This window comes from Paraclostridium dentum, assembly GCF_048568265.1.
Lineage (GTDB): Bacteria > Bacillota > Clostridia > Peptostreptococcales > Peptostreptococcaceae > Paraclostridium > Paraclostridium dentum.
In genome coordinates this window covers 106,612-123,556 of the sequence record NZ_CP183813.1, presented here as the reverse complement: position 1 = coordinate 123,556, position 16,945 = coordinate 106,612, and the positions used below count along the sequence as shown (strand labels likewise).

At 30.0% G+C, this 16,945-nt stretch carries 14 protein-coding genes; 5 read left to right on the top strand and 9 right to left on the bottom strand.

Annotation, left to right across the window (positions count from 1 at the left end):
• Positions 1 to 6: 6 nt before the first annotated feature.
• From ACN6I1_RS00575 to ACN6I1_RS00550, 6 genes are all read right to left on the bottom strand, one after another.
• Positions 7 to 432 (bottom strand): NUDIX hydrolase, encoded by a 426-nt coding sequence (locus tag ACN6I1_RS00575; RefSeq protein WP_021430207.1) that lies wholly within the window; start codon positions 430 to 432, stop codon positions 7 to 9.
• 64 nt (positions 433 to 496) lie between these two features.
• Positions 497 to 1,606, bottom strand: coding sequence for a gluconeogenesis factor YvcK family protein (locus ACN6I1_RS00570; protein ID WP_419742381.1), 1,110 nt, complete (start codon positions 1,604 to 1,606; stop codon positions 497 to 499).
• A gap of 15 nt (positions 1,607 to 1,621) precedes the next feature.
• Positions 1,622 to 2,479 carry an RNase adapter RapZ gene (gene rapZ, locus ACN6I1_RS00565; RefSeq protein ID WP_021434159.1) on the bottom strand — a complete coding sequence of 286 codons (858 nt, stop codon included), beginning with the start codon at positions 2,477 to 2,479 and terminating at the stop codon, positions 1,622 to 1,624.
• A 14-nt stretch (positions 2,480 to 2,493) separates the two neighbouring features.
• The gene (locus ACN6I1_RS00560; RefSeq protein WP_419742380.1) at positions 2,494 to 3,207 is read right to left on the bottom strand and encodes a PHP domain-containing protein; all 714 of its coding nucleotides are present in this window, start codon (positions 3,205 to 3,207) and stop codon (positions 2,494 to 2,496) included.
• A gap of 4 nt (positions 3,208 to 3,211) precedes the next feature.
• Positions 3,212 to 4,126 carry a UDP-N-acetylmuramate dehydrogenase gene (gene murB, locus ACN6I1_RS00555; protein ID WP_419742379.1) on the bottom strand — a complete coding sequence of 305 codons (915 nt, stop codon included), beginning with the start codon at positions 4,124 to 4,126 and terminating at the stop codon, positions 3,212 to 3,214.
• 175 nt (positions 4,127 to 4,301) lie between these two features.
• The gene (locus ACN6I1_RS00550; protein ID WP_419742378.1) at positions 4,302 to 5,066 is read right to left on the bottom strand and encodes a formate/nitrite transporter family protein; all 765 of its coding nucleotides are present in this window, start codon (positions 5,064 to 5,066) and stop codon (positions 4,302 to 4,304) included.
• A 320-nt stretch (positions 5,067 to 5,386) separates the two neighbouring features.
• Here ACN6I1_RS00550 and ACN6I1_RS00545 point away from each other — a divergent pair, with 320 nt between their 5' ends.
• From ACN6I1_RS00545 to ACN6I1_RS00525, 5 genes are all read left to right on the top strand, one after another.
• Entirely contained in the window at positions 5,387 to 6,229 is an 843-nt protein-coding gene (locus ACN6I1_RS00545; protein ID WP_419742377.1) for a formate/nitrite transporter family protein, read from the top strand.
• A 119-nt stretch (positions 6,230 to 6,348) separates the two neighbouring features.
• On the top strand, positions 6,349 to 7,815 hold the full coding sequence (gene cls, locus ACN6I1_RS00540) for a cardiolipin synthase (RefSeq protein ID WP_419743285.1): 1,467 nt from the start codon (positions 6,349 to 6,351) through the stop codon (positions 7,813 to 7,815).
• Between the two features lie 190 nt (positions 7,816 to 8,005).
• A complete protein-coding gene (locus ACN6I1_RS00535) occupies positions 8,006 to 8,503 on the top strand; it encodes an NAD(P)H-dependent oxidoreductase subunit E (protein ID WP_419742376.1) in 498 nt (165 codons plus the stop codon).
• Positions 8,504 to 8,522: 19 nt separating this feature from the next.
• The gene (locus tag ACN6I1_RS00530; RefSeq protein WP_419742375.1) at positions 8,523 to 10,397 is read left to right on the top strand and encodes an NADH-ubiquinone oxidoreductase-F iron-sulfur binding region domain-containing protein; all 1,875 of its coding nucleotides are present in this window, start codon (positions 8,523 to 8,525) and stop codon (positions 10,395 to 10,397) included.
• Between the two features lie 12 nt (positions 10,398 to 10,409).
• Positions 10,410 to 12,182 carry an NADH-dependent [FeFe] hydrogenase, group A6 gene (locus tag ACN6I1_RS00525; RefSeq protein WP_419742374.1) on the top strand — a complete coding sequence of 591 codons (1,773 nt, stop codon included), beginning with the start codon at positions 10,410 to 10,412 and terminating at the stop codon, positions 12,180 to 12,182.
• A 51-nt stretch (positions 12,183 to 12,233) separates the two neighbouring features.
• Here ACN6I1_RS00525 and hprK read toward each other — a convergent pair whose 3' ends face one another.
• The 3 genes from hprK to ACN6I1_RS00510 form a co-directional block, all read right to left on the bottom strand.
• Positions 12,234 to 13,181 carry an HPr(Ser) kinase/phosphatase gene (gene hprK, locus ACN6I1_RS00520; protein ID WP_021430144.1) on the bottom strand — a complete coding sequence of 316 codons (948 nt, stop codon included), beginning with the start codon at positions 13,179 to 13,181 and terminating at the stop codon, positions 12,234 to 12,236.
• Between the two features lie 25 nt (positions 13,182 to 13,206).
• Positions 13,207 to 15,018, bottom strand: a complete 1,812-nt coding sequence (uvrC, locus tag ACN6I1_RS00515; RefSeq protein ID WP_419742373.1) for an excinuclease ABC subunit UvrC — start codon at positions 15,016 to 15,018, stop codon at positions 13,207 to 13,209.
• A gap of 191 nt (positions 15,019 to 15,209) precedes the next feature.
• Positions 15,210 to 16,871, bottom strand: a complete 1,662-nt coding sequence (locus ACN6I1_RS00510) for an ABC transporter substrate-binding protein (protein ID WP_419742372.1) — start codon at positions 16,869 to 16,871, stop codon at positions 15,210 to 15,212.
• Between the last annotated feature and the right edge of the window lie 74 nt (positions 16,872 to 16,945).

Here is a 16,945-nt window from a genome sequence, read left to right as displayed (position 1 = left end):
CTATAGTTAATTCTTTTTTAATCTTTTTTTAATCTCGTCTAAAGCAACTTTTATAATTTCTTTTTCATCGTCATATCTAGCTAAATCTACTACTCTATCTAAGTGAACAAACTTAGCATCGATGAAACCTTCCTCTTTTTGAGGAATAGTATCCATATTTCTTGCTTGCATTAAATACCAATATACAGTTTTATGAACTGCTTTATTTTCATCCCAATTTTCCTTGAAAGTATAATGTATTTCACCTAAATACTTTAGTATATCAGCCTTTACACCTGTTTCTTCTAGAACTTCTCTAAGTGCTGCATCTTCCTTATTCTCTCCAATTTCAACTTTTCCTTTAGGCAATACCCAGTCTCCATTAAATTTTCTAAGTAAGAGCACTGCATTACCAAACAATACTACGCCCCCGGCACTAACCTCTTCTCTCATTGGTGTTCACTCCTTAAAATAACATAATAATAAGGATTTCTACATAAATTTTTAAAATCCTTTTTTACTTCTCATTATCATAAATATGACTTAGTGCCAAATTAACAACTACATTAGATATGTAATCTGCATCGTGTCTTATATAGTTACTTTTTATTTCTACTAAATTACATTCTACCACTTTTATTCCCATATCTTCCAGTGTTTGTTTTTGTTTTTTGTCTAATAATACTTGGCTTGCACCATCTTTGTTATAAATTTCAAATACAGGTTTTGGTAAAACTTCATTGTTAGTTATTACTATATCAATTATATTTTCCCCACAATGTTTATTTATAGCATTTATATGGTCTACAACATTAAAGTTATCAGTTTCTCCAGGTTGAGTCATTATATTTGATATATACACTTTAGGAGCTTCAGATTCTTTTATTGCATCAATAACTCCATCTACTAATAAATTAGGCATTATACTTGTATATAAACTTCCTGGACCTATAACAATAATATCTGTGTTTTTTATAGATTTAATAACTTCATCTAGTGGTTTAGCATTTTTAGGTTCTAGTTCTATACTCTTAATTTTTGTATTTTGAACTCTCACTTGATTTGGTATGTTGGATTCACCTTTTACTATATTTCCGTTATCAAGATTTGCTATTAAATTTATATCTTCTAGCGTTACAGGTAAAACCCTACCTGTTATAGCAAAAACTTCACTCATTTTATAAACAGCTGTTTCAAAATTTCCGTAAACTCCATTCATAGCTGCTAAAAATAAATTCCCAAAACTTTGACCTTTTAAAGCACCATCTGTAAATCTATATTTCATGACAGCATCCATAGTAGGCTCCATATTAGCTAATGAAAGTAAACAGTTTCTTATATCTCCAGGAGGTAACATACCTAAATCTTCCCTTAATACTCCTGATCCTCCACCATCATCAGCAACAGTTACTACAGCCGTTATATTAGGAGTGTAATGTTTTAGTCCTCTTAAAAAGACTGATTGACCTGTTCCTCCTCCTATTACAACTATTCTAGGTTTTTCTTCTTTTATATTATTTTTTATAGTTTTATTAGAGTTTTCTTTTTTTTCTTTAAGGTATAAAAAAGCTACACTTAGTGAAAAAATCCACCCCACTAATCCTATAAAAATTATTACTGATGTCATAATTCCCTCCAAATTTTATCTAAGAGTGTAATCTCTATGTTTTTTTACAACTCTATAGCCCTTTTTGATCAAATCGTCATAAAGTAAATTAGAAATTGTTACAGATCTATGTCTTCCACCTGTACACCCAATAGCTATAACTAAATGATTCTTTCCTTCTTCAATATAATGAGGTATTAAGAAATCCACCATATCTTCCAACTTAGCAAAAAATTCTCTACTTACATCAGAGTCCATTACGTAATCTCTTACAACTTGATCTTCCCCTGTTTGAGGTCTTAACTCTTCTACATAATATGGATTTGGTAAAAATCTAACATCAAATACTAAATCTGAATCTATAGGTATTCCATGTTTAAATCCAAATGAAACTACAGATATTGTAAGTTTAGGAGTTTTTTCTCCTTCTATATATAGCTTGCTTATTTCATCTTTTAAATCCCTCGGTTTCATATTACTAGTATCAATTATACTATCAGCCTTATCCCTTAAAGTTTGAAGAATTTCTCTTTCCTCTTTTATTCCTTCTGTTATTTGAGTAGATTTAGCTAATGGATGATTTCTCCTAGTCATTTTATACCTTTTTACTAAAATATCATCTGCGCAATCTAAAAATAAAACTTCATATTTATAATTTTCTTTTTCTAAGTAACTTAAGCTTTCATGTAATGTCTCAAAGAACTCTCTTCCTCTTATATCTATCCCTAAAGCCACTTTGTCTATATTAGAATTTCCTTGATAACATAACTCCGCAAATTTAGTTATAAGAGTTGGAGGTAAATTGTCTACGCAATAAAATCCAATATCTTCTAAAGATTTCATAGCTTCACTTTTTCCTGATCCAGATAATCCTGTTACTATTATAAATCTCATACTATCTCCCCCTCTTAAAGTTTAATATTTTTTATAAGGCTAAAATCCAAGTTCGCTTCTTTTGCAATTTCTAAGGCTTTTTCAAAATTACCAACGTTATTTGGAGTATGTGCATCTGATCCTATAACAAACTCTACACCTGTGTTTTTAACCTTGTTTATTTGTTCAACACTCAAGTTGCCATGGTGTGAATTTATTTCTAGCAAAGTATTGTGTTTAGCAGCCGCCTTTGCCACTTCATCAATATATACGTCCCCTTTATCTCCAGGGTGAGTTACTATAAATAAATCATTATTTTCAATGGCATTTATTACAGCTCTTGTGTTGTAATCTTTGCAATGTCCTTTAATTTTCAAATAATTAAATGTATGATTAAGAGCGCTTTTTATAGATGTGGGCATTGATCCAAAATGATAACCCGCCATAGTGTAATCTAACATTTTAGAAATTTTATAATCTACATCTATATTTCCTTTATCATCTAATATATTACATTCCATTCCTAAAAGTATTTCTATTTGAGTATACTTTTCATTAAGCCTGTCTATTTCTTCTCTCATTTTCGCTATATTATCATATTTAACTCCATATGCAATATGCTTATACCCATGATCTGATATACCTATCTTCTCGATATTTTTTTCAATAGCCACTTTTACATTATCTTCAATGCTTCCTTTTCCATGGCTGTATACAGTGTGAGTATGATAATCAGCTATTATTTTCATATTATTATTCATCTCCTAGTATTTTAACTTCCTCTTCTAGCATAATACCAAATTTAGAATTCACTATATTTTTAACTATATATATTAAATCTAGTATATCTTTAGCTGTCGCATTTCCTAAGTTAACTACGAATCCAGAGTGTTTTTCTGAAACTTGAGCTCCTCTTAAAGTTAATCCTTTTAATCCACTATCTTCTATTAGTTTTGCTGCAAAATACCCTTCTGGTCTTTTAAATGTACTTCCTGCACTTGGTAGATTTAAAGGTTGTTTTGTAACTCTACTTTTTGTTAATTCTCTCATAGATTCTCTTATTTCTTCAAAGTTACCTTCTTTTAATTCTATAATTGCAGACAATACAATATATTCCTTTTTACTTATTATACTCTTTCTGTAAGAAAACTGCATTTCTTCATTACTTAATTCGCATATATTTCCTTCAAAATCCATAAGTTTAACACTTTTTACTATATCTTTCATTTCTCCGCCATATGCACCTGCATTCATAGCTACAGCTCCACCTAAAGTTCCTGGTATACCTGCTGCAAACTCAAACCCTGTAAGGCTTTCATTTAATATAGCTTTACCCATAAAAGAAAGTAATGCTCCTGATTGTGCATAAACAGTATTTCCTTCTATTCTAAACTCATTGAAATTATCAGCTATTTTTATAACTACACCTCTTATTCCTCCATCTCTAACTAAAAGGTTTGATCCATTACCGACAATTAAGTATGGTATCTCTTCTTTTTTTAATAAAGATACTAAATCTTTTATCTGTTCTTCATTTCTTGGTTTTACTAAAAAATCCGCTGGACCTCCTACCTTAAACGATATGTGATTTTTCATTGGTTCGTCTAAAAGTATGTCTTCCTTATTTAATATATTTAATAAATGTTTATATATAAATTCCTTATTCATTATATTTCCTCCTAATTGGTGTTCTTTATTCATTTAATTTCTTCTTTACATTAAAATTATCCATATACTATAATAATGTATTAAAAACAAAATAACAATATACAAAAAACCTTGAATTGAGACTAAAAAACGTTGATATAACTATCAACGTTTTTTATTTGCTATTAAAGTTTAATCAATCTTCTTTTAAATAACAATTATAATATATATATGGAACTATAATAGCCCCTCCAACTATATTCCCAAATGTAACTGATATTAAATTAAAGATTAATTGTAAAATCGATACATCAGCTCCTAGCGCCATTCCCATAGGAATAAAAAACATATTAGCTATACTATGTTCAAATCCACATAAAACAAATAACATAATAGGAAACCAACACGCAAAAATTTTAGAAACTATATCTTTTCCTGCGGTTGCAAACCATACAGCTAAAACAACAATAATATTACACATTACTCCTTTTAAAAAAGCACTTGTAAATCCTAAGTTTACTTTGCTTTGTGCTATATTTATAGACTTTATAGCTGCATCTTTAACTAAAGTATCACTAAAATAAACAAACGCCACAAGTATAATTGCTCCTATAAAATTTGCTATATATACTAATACCCAATTTCTAATCATTTCCTTCGTTGTTATTTTTTTATCCATAACTGCCATTGTCATAAGGTTATTTCCTGTAAATAACTCAGCTCCACAAACTACAACTAACATAAGTCCTATTGGAAATATACTTGCTCCTGCAAATTTTGCTAATCCTGGGTCTTTTATAGTCTGACTAATTAAAATATTACCTAACGCCCCTAACCCGATAAATAAACCTGCTAAAATACCTAATAATATACTTTTTTTCGTAGATAATTTTGATTTCTTTATCCCCGATTCTACAGTTGCATTCGCTATTTCTATTGGAGTCAAAAAACTTTTATCCATAAAAATTCCCCCTAAAATTTATATATTTAATTATATGAAGCTTGTTGTAATTAATTTCACAAATAATTAGAAACATTACTATTAATTTAAAATCCATTTTTAAATTTATCAAAATCTAGTCGAGCCAATACTTTGACCAAACTTTCTCAATGTTTTAAATTTAATTAAATAAAATAATTTTTTATTTCCTAAATTTTGTATTTTCTTGTATGTCGTTTTTTGTATACAAAAGAATTAATTTGTTGTATAATTGTTGAAGTTGTGTATTTATAAAATTTTTAAATTAATTATAATATTTTTTATATTAGGAGGAATTTTAAATGAGTGATAAAAAAATGCTTACACCTGCTGAAGTTGCTGAGTATACTTTACATGCAGGAATAAAAAAAGCGACTACTCCAACTAAAAAAGTTTTAGTTTCTGCATTTTTAGCTGGAATGTATATAGCTTTAGGAGCTTTAGGTTCTATTGCTGCATCATATAACTTATTAGCTAATCCAGCCACTTACGGATTAGGAAAAATGGTTGCTGGACTTATGTTCCCTGCTGGTCTAGTACTTATATTAATAGCAGGTGGAGACTTATTTACAAGTAATATTCTTATAACACTAGCAGCGTTAAAGAAAAAAGTAACTTGGGGCCAAACTTTTAAAAACTGGTCTTTAGTTTGGATCGGAAACTTAATAGGTGCTGCTTTTGCTGCCGCTTTAGTTGCTAAATCTGGTGTATTTGACTGGAGTAATGGTTTATACGGTGGAGTTGTTATAAAAACTGCTGTTGGTAAATCAAACATAGAATTTTTTGCAGCTATAGCTTCAGGTGTAGTCTGTAACTTATTAGTTTGTGCTACTGTTTGGGCTTCATATGCAGCTAAGTCTGTTTCAGGAAAAGTAATAATGGGTTGGTTAGGAATATTCGTATTCGTATGTATCGGAGTAGAACACGTTGTTGCTAACATGGGATATTTATTAGCTGGTTTAATTGTTAAATTAAACCCAACATATTTAGAAGCAGCTCATAAAACTTTAGCTGATGTTGCAAACTTTAACTTGGGAAATGTTTTATTACATAACTTCCTACCAGTTACTATAGGTAATATAATAGGTGGTATGATAATCGCAGGATCTTACTACTTCTTATTTATGAGTAAAAACGAAAATTAATATTATATATTGTTAAACCCTCTTATTATGTATAAGAGGGTTTTTATATGGTTAAATTTTTGTCTTTTTGTTATAATTAATATAATTATCCAATTACGTAAAATGCATTTAAGGAGGGGATTATCATTTTATCCGTAATTTTTTCATATGAATTTTTAGTAATAGCTCTATATATGATTAACTTTTTAGTTATTCTTAATATGATATTTAGAGAAAGAAGAAGTATAGAATCTTCAGTTGCTTGGATTTTAATTTTAACAATAGTTCCTCCAGCAGGTTTTGTTTTATATATAGTGTTTGGTAGAAAAATGAATAAAGTTAATATGTTCAAATTAAAAAAAGAGGAAGATAAAAAATTAAAAAGCAGAATGATTGAATCTGCAGATTTCTTACAGTACTCAGAGAAATTTGAACCTAGTATAGTAGAACATAGAGATATGATTTACTCTTTAGCTACCTTAAATAGTGCTCCATATACTACAAACAATAAAGTTTCAATCTATACTGATGGTTACGAATTCTTTGATGAATTAAAAGCTCAATTAAAAAAAGCTAAGAAATATATTCATATTGAGTTTTATATTTTTAAAGACGATGGAATAGGAAATGAAATTTTAGACATTCTTATTGAAAAACTTTCTGAAGGTATAGAGGTTAGACTTTTATATGATACAGTTGGGAGTAGACTTTTATCTGAAAAAGGAATTCAAAGGCTAAGAAAAGCTGGGGGTAAGATAGGAGCTTTCTTCCCTTCATTCTTAAAAATAATAAACTTCAACTTAAACTTTAGAAATCACCGTAAAATAGTTGTAATCGACGGCGAAGTAGGGTTTGTCGGTGGATTTAATGTTGGGGATGAGTACTTAGGAAAAGATCCTAAGTTTGGTTACTGGAGAGATACTCATACTAAAATAGTAGGATCTGCAGTAAATGATTTAAATCTTAGATTTATGATGGACTGGAGATATACTACTCATGAAGATATTAGTTTTACTAAGTATTTAAATGATGATATTAATCCATATAACGGCAATGTAGGAATACAAATAGTTAATAGTGGTCCTGATTTATCAGAAATAGACGAAATTAAATATGGATACTTAAAAATGATTCAAAAAGCTAAAAAATATTTATATATCCAATCTCCATATCTTATATTAAATAGTTCTTTACTTGATGCTCTAAAAATAGCATGTTTATCAGGTGTAGATGTAAGAATAATGATTCCATCTAAACCAGATCATCCATTTGTATATTGGGCAAGCTATTCTTATGCTGGAGAACTTTTAAAATTTGGAGCTAAGATTTATACTTATGATAAGAATGCTTTTCTTCATTCAAAAACAGTAGTTATAGATGACTCAATTTGTTCTATAGGTACTGCAAATATGGATATCCGTAGTTTTGAACTTAATTTTGAAGTCAATGCATTTATGTATTGCTCTGATGTTGCAATTAAACAAAAAGAGATATTTGAAGCAGATATAGAAAAATGTGTACAAGTAACTCAGGAAATGTATGATAACAGATCTAGAGTTATTCAGTTTAAAGAATCTATATCAAGACTTCTATCTCCTGTTTTATAAAACAAAAACACCTAAAATAAATATATTATTTTGGGTGTTTTTACTTTATTTTTTGTTATTTTTTTATTTTTTGAAAATTTAGAAATTTGGTAAAAACTTTATAATAAATACGCTATAATATGTATATCACGACAAATATATTAATATATTATAAAAATAAAGTTTTAGTTTAATATCAAGGAGGTTCTGTATGTGTAGATGTTCTCAATGTAACAATGATGTATTTGAAGAATTAGATAAATTTATAGATTCTTTACCTACTAAAAAAGGGGCTCTAATTCAAGTTTTACACCATGCACAAGGTCTATTTGGTTATTTACCAAAAGAAGTGCAACTTCATATTGCAAAAAAATTAGATGTATCACCAGCTAAAGTTTATGGTGTTGTAAGTTTTTACTCTTACTTTACCACTGAACAAAAAGGTGAATATAAAATAAGTGTCTGTCTAGGCACGGTTTGTTTCGTAAAAGGTGCAGACAAAATACTTGCTGAATTTGAAAAACAATTGGGGATTAAATCTGGTGAAACTACATCTGACCTTATGTTCTCTCTTGAAGGTCTTAGATGTGTTGGAGCTTGTGGCTTAGCTCCTGTAGTTGTTGTAAATGGAAAAGTTTATGGTCAAGTTAAGGTTGACCAAGTAAAAGATATAATAGCTGAATATAAACAAATAGAAGCTACTTGTTAATTAAGGGGGAAGGGAATAGATGAGTAAAATAAAGTCATTTAATGAATTAAGAGATCTAATTGATGAGTTAAAACCAAATTTATCTTTAAGAAATAATACAATCCATGAAAATAGTAAAAAAGAATTACTAGTTTGTGGAGATACAGGCTGTAGAGCTGCAAATAGTATGCCTATAATCGATAGTTTGAAAGCCGAAATAAAAAATGCAGGCTTAGAAGATACTGTGAGTGTATCTTTAACAGGTTGTTTTGGTTTTTGTGCTCAAGGTCCAATTGTTAAGGTTCATCCTGATAACGTTTTCTATGTAAAGGTTAGTGCCGATGATGCCAAAGAAATTGTTCAAGAACATTTAGTAAAAGGAACTGTAGTAGATAGATTGTTGTATTTGGAAGCTTCAGAAAATAAAAAGGTACATGCTTCTGAGGATATTTCTTTTTATAAACAACAAATGCGTATAGCTCTACATAATTGTGGATACATAAATCCTGAAAAAGTTGAAGATTATATAGCAAACGATGGTTATTTAACGCTTGGTAAATGTATAACTGAGCTAACACCTGAACAAGTTATAGAAGAAGTAAAAGTTTCAGGACTTAGAGGTAGAGGCGGTGCAGGGTTCCCAACAGGAGTAAAATGGGAAGCTACTAGAAAATCTATCTCTGATCAAAAGTATGTTGTTTGTAATGCAGATGAAGGCGATCCTGGTGCATTTATGGATAGATCTATATTAGAAGGAGACCCCCATAAAGTTCTAGAGGCTATGGCTATTTGTGGTTATGCAGTAGGTTCAGATACTGGTTATATTTATATAAGAGCTGAATATCCACTCGCTATAGAAAGACTTCAACTAGCTATATCTCAAGCTAAAAATTTAGGACTTCTTGGTAATAATATATTAGGAACTGATTTTAACTTTAATATAGAACTTAAATACGGGGCTGGTGCATTCGTCTGTGGTGAAGGTACAGCATTAATGAGATCAATAGAAGGTAATCGTGGAGAGCCTAGAATGAAAACTTATAGCTCAACTAAAAAAGGTCTTTGGGATGTTCCAACTTGTGCAAATAACGTTGAGACTTTTGCCAATATACCTCCTATTTTGAGCAATGGCGGTAATTGGTATAAAAATATAGGAACTGAGAAATCTTCTGGAACTAAAGTTTTTGCTCTTGGAGGAAAGATAAATAATGTAGGACTTGTTGAAATACCAATGGGTACAACTCTAAGAGATGTAATATATAATATAGGCGGTGGTATACCGGATGGTCGAGAGTTCAAAGCAGTACTTACAGGTGGTCCATCTGGAGGTTGCATTCCTTCTGATTACTTAGATACTCCTATAGATTTTGATAATTTAAGTAACCTAGGTTCTATGATGGGTTCAGGAGGTATGCTTATTTTAGATGATACTGACTGTATGGTTGATATCGCCAAATTCTTCTTAGGATTCACAGTCGAAGAATCTTGCGGTAAATGTACACCTTGTCGTATAGGTAATAAGAGACTACTTGAAATATTAACAAAAATAACAGATGGAAAAGGTACGGAACAAGATTTAATAGATTTAAAAAATTTATCTAAAACTATAGTAAGTACATCTTTATGTGGATTAGGAAAATCTGCTCCTAACCCAGTTCTAAGTACTCTTAACTATTTCTATGATGAATATAAATCTCATGTTATTGATAAAAAATGTCCTTCTGGCAAATGTCAAGCACTATTAAACTTTGTTATAACTGATTCATGTATAGGGTGTACAAAATGTTCTAAAGTTTGCCCTGCTGGATGTATATCTGGTTCAGTTAAAGAAAAGCATGAAATAGATGTGTCAAAATGTTTGAAATGTGGAGCTTGCATGGACAACTGTAAATTTAATGCAATAATTAAGAGATAAGGGGGATAATCAATGAGTCTAGTTAATTTAACTATAAATGGTAAAAATATATCTGTTGAGAACGAAACTACAATACTTGATGCAGCTAAAAAATTAAATATAAAAATTCCAACATTATGTCATCTTCATATGGATGAAATAAATATGCATAATAAATGCGCTTCTTGCCGTGTATGTATGGTTGATACTAAAAGAGGTTTAGTACCTGCTTGTGCTACTAATGTTAAGGAAGGTATGGAAGTTCAAACTAATACTCCTCGTGCTTTAAATGCAAGAAGAACTGTAGTTGAACTTTTATTATCAGACCATCCTCAAGATTGTTTGGTTTGTGATAAAAATGGAAATTGTGAACTTCAAACTATTGCTCATGACTTAGGAGTAAGAAATATAACTTATCAAGGTGAAAAAACTAATTTAGGAATTGATAATTCTAGTAAATCTATAGTTAAAAACCATGATAAATGTATACTTTGCAGAAGATGTGAAACTATGTGTAGTGAAATACAAAAGGTAGGAGTTTTATCAGGAGTTAATCGTGGATTTGAAACTATGGTATCTACATTCTTTAACGAAGATATGGCTAAGACTAACTGTTCTTTCTGCGGGCAATGCGTTGCTGTCTGTCCTACAGGAGCTTTATCTGAAGTTAATAATATAGATTTAGTTTGGGATGAGATTAATAACCCTAAAAAAACAACAGTGGTTCAAGTTGCTCCAGCTGTAAGAGTTGCTTTAGGTGAAGAATTTGGGCTTGCTCCAGGTACTATAACTACTGGAAAGATGGTTTCTGCTCTTAAGTTATTAGGTTTTAAATATGTATTTGATACAAATTTTGCAGCTGATATAACTATACTTGAAGAGGCTTCTGAATTTATAAATAGATTAAGGGAAAATAAAAATTTACCAATTTTAACAAGTTGCTGCCCTGCTTGGATAAACTACTTAGAACACCATTATCCTGAATGTTTAAATTTAGCTTCTAGCTGTAAGTCTCCTCAAAACATGTTTGGAGCTATAGCTAAAAACTACTTTACTTCTAAAATAAATATATCTCCTAAAGATATAACTGTAGTTTCTGTTATGCCTTGTATCGCAAAGAAATATGAAGTTTCTAGAACTGAACTAGGAAATGATGGTATTTTAGATGTTGACGTATCTATCACTACTAGAGAACTTGCTAAAATGATAAAAGAATCTGGAATAGATTTTTTAAATTTAGATGATGAAAATTTCGATAATCCAATGGGCGAATCTACAGGTGCAGCCGATATATTCGGTACTACAGGAGGCGTATTAGAAGCTGCTCTTCGTACATCTTACGAATGGGTTACTGGTCAAGAACTAGAAAGTTTAGATTTTAAATCTGTTAGAGGTCTTGATGGAATAAAAGAAGCTAGTATTACTATTGGAGACTCAATAATAAATGTTTGCGCTGCTAGTAGTTTAGGAAATGCAAAGAAAATAATGGATGATGTTCAAGCTGGTAATTCTAAGTATCACATAATAGAAATAATGGCTTGTCCTGGAGGATGTATAGCAGGAGCAGGTCAACCTTATCACCGCGGAGATTATTCTATAGTTAAATCAAGATCTGAAGGATTATACAATATAGATTCTAATAAAGAAATCCGTAAATCACATAAAAATCCTGCAGTAAATACACTATATGATGAGTTTTTAGGTAATCCATGTGGTGATTTAGCTCATAAATATCTTCATACTCACTACTTCGATAAAAGCAACTTTTTCGAATGCGATGAAGAATTAGCTAAAGCTACTGAATAGTAAATTTGCTTATATTAAACATAAAAATAAGGTGTGACAAGTCGTCACCCCTTATTTATTTTTATCTATTAAAGTCGCTAACTTCTTTGTAAACTCTTTTGCTGCATCATATCCCATACGCTTTTGTCTAAAGTTCATAGCTGCAACCTCTAAAATCATAGCTGTATTTCTTCCTGGTTTTACTGGAACTATTAGTTTTTCTACATCTATTCCTAATATTTCCTCATACTCTTTATCTAATCCTAATCTATCATAATAAGTTTTATCATTCCAAGATTCTAATCGTATAACTAAATCTATAACCTTAGAATCTTTTACAGCACCTATTCCATACATGCTTCTTACATCTATTATACCTATTCCTCTTATTTCCATAAAGTGTCTTAATACTTCTGGAGCTTGTCCCATAAGTATATTCTCGTCAACTTTAGTTATTTCTACTGCATCATCTGCTATTAATCTATGTCCTCTTTGAACAAGTTCTAAAGCTGTTTCTGATTTACCAACACTACTTTCCCCTCTTATTAACACTCCAACTCCAAATACATCCACTAAAACCCCATGTATAGTAGTTGTAGGAGATAATTTTGAGTCTAAATAATTAGATAATTTATTTATTAATCTTGTAGTATTACGTTTTGTTGCTAAAACTACTCTATTATGTTTTTTAGCCATTTCTATAACATCATCTTTTACTGTTAAACCCCTAGAAACTATTAAAGCTGGAACTTCATAACTAAAAAATTTATCTAGAACCGACCTTCTCACATTCTTATCCATATGACTAAAATAAGTATATTCTGTTCTTCCTACTATTTGGATTCTATCATAAGTAAAGTGCTCAAAATAACCTGCAAACTGTAAACCTGGTCTGTGTATATCTTGATAGTGGACATAATATTCTACATCATCAGGTAAATTTACTACTTCTAAATCTAAATCTTTTATTAATTGCCTAATTGAAACCGACTTTTCACTTCTCTCATTATCTATTTCCATTGTGTAATTTACTCCTTTATAAAAGTTATTTGTTGTTAAAAAATTTAAATACACTTTCTGCTGAAGACTTATTCATTCCCTCTACTTCTAATAAATCTTCGAAACTAGCAACTTTTATTTCTTCTATGCTTTTAAAGTGACTCAATAATGCTTTCTTTCTTTTTTCTCCTATTCCTTGTATATCATCTAACACTGATTTTGTCAAAGATTTATTCCTTAAGCTCCTATGATATGAAATAGCATAGTTGTGAACCTCTTCTTGTATGCTTGCTACAAATCTATACAAATTAGATGTTTTATCGAGTTCTATTTCTTTTTCCTGGGAAATTAATCCTTTTGTTCTATGTTTATCGTCTTTATACATGCCCCATAGAGGAATATTGACACCGTATCTGTCTAAAACTTTTTTAACTGAGCTTACTTGACCTTTTCCTCCATCTAGCAGTATTAAATCTGGAAAGTTTTCATATTTTATTCTTCTTTCCACTATCTCCGCCATAGAGTCATAATCATTTGGACCTTCAACTGTTTTTATCTTATATCTTCTATACTCTTTTTTATCCTTTTTACCATCTGTAAATACAACCATTGATCCAATAGAATCTACACCTTGTATATTTGATATATCAAATGATTCTATTCGTTTTGGTATATCTTTTAATCCTAAAATATTCTTAAGTTCTTCAAGAGCACCTATACTCTTTTGATACTTTAATTTATTTAGATTTGAGAACTTTTCTAGATACTCAATAGCATTTTTTCTAACCATTTCTATCAAGTTCTTCTTGTCCCCCTTCTGAGGAACCTTTATACTTACCTTTTGACCTTTCTTATCTGTTAACCATTCTTCTAAAACAAAACTATCTTCTATCTCATCTTCTATTATAATTTCTTTAGGTATATAATCTTGAGATATATAAAACTGTTTAACAAAAGATGATAAAATAGATTTACGAGAACTATCCATAACACCTTCTAAAATAAAGTGTTCTCTTCCAACTATTTTTCCATTTCTTATAAAAAACACTTGTACACAAGCTTCGTCATGAGCTCTAGCCATAGCTATTATATCTTGATTTAAATCTGAAGTTCCTGAGTCTATCTTTTGCTTTTGAACCATATCTTCTAAACTTCTAATTTTATCTCTATACATTGCTGCATCTTCAAAATTAAAATCCATTGCACATTTATTCATCTTTTCTTTTAAAATTTCTATTAATTTTTCTTCTTTTCCAGATAAAAATAAAATTACTTCCTCTATCATTTTATTATATTCTTCTTTGCTTACTTCACCTGTGCATGGGCCTATACATTTTTTAATATGTTTATTTAAACATGGGCGAACTTTATTTGCTATTGCTTTTTCTATATCTATATTACATGTTCTTATAGGATATGTATTTCTTATTATCTCAAGAGTATCATTTACAGCAGTTATATTTGTATATGGCCCAAAATATTTAGCCTTATCCTTCAAAACCTTTCTTACTTTTAAAACTCTTGGATAATCTTCATTTACAGTTACTTTTATATATGGATATGTTTTATCATCTCTAAGAAGCACATTATACTTAGGTCTGTATTGCTTTATTAAGTTACATTCTAAAATTAACGCTTCTAATTCTGAATCAGTTATTATATATTCAAATTTGGCAATGTTCTTTACCATTGATTTTACTTTCGATGTATGATTTTTAGAAGATTGGAAGTATTGCCTTACTCTATTTTTAAGAGATATGGCTTTTCCAACATATATAATCTTATCATTTTCATTTTTCATTAAATAAACCCCAGGTTCTGCTGGAAGCTTTTTTAACTGTTCTTGTATATCAAACATTATTTCACCTCGGCTTTAATTTATAATAAAATTATACCCTAAATAACATTTAAATAATAAGATATTTAAAGTAAGTATTAAAATAATTAAAGAAGGATAAATACAAGTTTTAATAACTTTAAAAGCCTTTGCAGCTTAAAGTTCACCTTATATTTATCCTTCTAATTTAAATTATTTTATATTCAATTTTTTTATTTCTTTGCTTTTCCTCCATTAACTTGTAAGAAATATGTTCCTGCAGATTCTCTTGTTTTAAACTCTGGAGAATCTTTGTATTTATCAACATTTTCAGAAGTTAATCCTACTATATCTATAGATCCTGTTTCATATAAATTAAGAGCTGCATTTGCATCTTTAACTATCTTAGTATTTACTTTATCTATCTTAACTGAACTTGCATCCCAATAATCTGGATTTTTACTCATTGTAAATACATCTTCTATTTTCCAATTACTTAATGTAAATGGTCCATTATAGTATATCTTATCTGCTGCAGTTCCGTACTCACTTCCGAATTCTTTTACAGCTTTTTCATTTTGTGGTAAGAATGATTTGAAGAACATTAAACTATCGAAGTAGTGAACTGGTCTTACTAAATCTACTTTTAATGTATAATCATCTACTGCTTTTATTCCTACACCATCTGCATTATCTGTTTTTCCTAAGTTGAAATCTTTAGCTCCTACTATATCATACATAATGAATCCGTAAGTTGATGCTGTTGCTGGATCTAAAGTTCTCTTCCATGAATATTCAAAGTCTTTAGCTGTTACTGGGTCTCCATTTGACCATTTAGCATCTTTTCTTAAATGGAAAGTCCATGATTTACCATCTTCTGATTTTTCCCATTTTTCAGCCATACCTGGAGCTAACTTACCGTCTTTATCTTGTTTAACTAATCCTTCCATAGTGTTCATCAATACTTCTGATGAAACTGTATCTGTAGCTTTACTTATATCTAGTGTAGGTATATCTGATGTAAGTGATAAGTTAAGTTCCTTTTTACCTTCTCCTAGTTCTACCCAATTATATATTGCATCAACTCCAAAAGTTGGAGTAAGTCTTCCACTTACATATGGTTTTTGAAGGTAAGATACACCTTTTTGGTAAAGAGGAGATAAGAATCCATCTTCTAACATCATTTTTTCAGCTTTTGCATATTTTTCCCAACTTTCTTTTTGACTTCCAGCTGTTTTACCTTCTTCTATAAGCTTATCGTATTCTGGATTATTATATCCTGTATTTTTAGCGTATTGTAATCCACTTTGCATAGTCTCTAAGAATGTTAGTGGGTCTGGGTAATCTGGTGACCATCCTGAATGAGTAAGTTGGAAATCTCCCTTTTCTTCTAATGCAAGTTTTTGTTTAAATGGCTGTACTTTTATTTCTACTTTTAATCCTGGTAATGCATTTTGAAGTTCTGCTTGCATAAATTCAACTTCTTTTTTAGCGCTTTCTGCGTCAAATGATAATAATTCTAATGTTACAGTATCAAATCCAACCTCTTCTTTAGCTTTTTCCCATAGTTTAGTAGCTTCTTCTTTGTTGTATTTATAACCCATTTCTCCAGCTACTTCTCTATAATCTTTACCCTCTTCATTAAATGCTAATTTTTCTGCAACTATATAATCAGCTGCTGTACATCCATTATTTATTATTGTGTCACATAGAGTTTCTTTATCTATAGCCATAGATATAGCTGCTCTTGCATTTTTGTTAGCAAGCACTTCATATGGATCCCCTGCTTCTCCACTTCCTGATGAGGAACCACCACTGTTACTACATCCAACCATACTCATTACAGTTATTGCTGCAGTAGCACTCATTAATGCCATTTTCTTTTTAAAAACCATTGAATTACCTCCCCAAATAAGTTAATTTTTAAGTACTTTTGTGATAATGCATATATATGTTTTTATATTATATG

Excerpts from the sequence above, each read along its gene's own strand:
- ACN6I1_RS00575 (WP_021430207.1), bottom strand. The coding sequence starts at position 432 with ATGAGAGAAGAGGTTAGTGCCGGGGGCGTAGTATTGTTTGGTAATGCA.
- ACN6I1_RS00570 (WP_419742381.1), bottom strand. The coding sequence starts at position 1,606 with ATGACATCAGTAATAATTTTTATAGGATTAGTGGGGTGGATTTTTTCA.
- rapZ (WP_021434159.1), bottom strand. The coding sequence starts at position 2,479 with ATGAGATTTATAATAGTAACAGGATTATCTGGATCAGGAAAAAGTGAA.
- ACN6I1_RS00560 (WP_419742380.1), bottom strand. The coding sequence starts at position 3,207 with ATGAAAATAATAGCTGATTATCATACTCACACTGTATACAGCCATGGA.
- murB (WP_419742379.1), bottom strand. The coding sequence starts at position 4,126 with ATGAATAAGGAATTTATATATAAACATTTATTAAATATATTAAATAAG.
- ACN6I1_RS00550 (WP_419742378.1), bottom strand. The coding sequence starts at position 5,066 with ATGGATAAAAGTTTTTTGACTCCAATAGAAATAGCGAATGCAACTGTA.
- ACN6I1_RS00545 (WP_419742377.1), top strand. The coding sequence starts at position 5,387 with ATGAGTGATAAAAAAATGCTTACACCTGCTGAAGTTGCTGAGTATACT.
- ACN6I1_RS00535 (WP_419742376.1), top strand. The coding sequence starts at position 8,006 with ATGTGTAGATGTTCTCAATGTAACAATGATGTATTTGAAGAATTAGAT.
- ACN6I1_RS00530 (WP_419742375.1), top strand. The coding sequence starts at position 8,523 with ATGAGTAAAATAAAGTCATTTAATGAATTAAGAGATCTAATTGATGAG.
- ACN6I1_RS00525 (WP_419742374.1), top strand. The coding sequence starts at position 10,410 with ATGAGTCTAGTTAATTTAACTATAAATGGTAAAAATATATCTGTTGAG.
- hprK (WP_021430144.1), bottom strand. The coding sequence starts at position 13,181 with ATGGAAATAGATAATGAGAGAAGTGAAAAGTCGGTTTCAATTAGGCAA.
- uvrC (WP_419742373.1), bottom strand. The coding sequence starts at position 15,018 with ATGTTTGATATACAAGAACAGTTAAAAAAGCTTCCAGCAGAACCTGGG.
- ACN6I1_RS00510 (WP_419742372.1), bottom strand. The coding sequence starts at position 16,871 with ATGGTTTTTAAAAAGAAAATGGCATTAATGAGTGCTACTGCAGCAATA.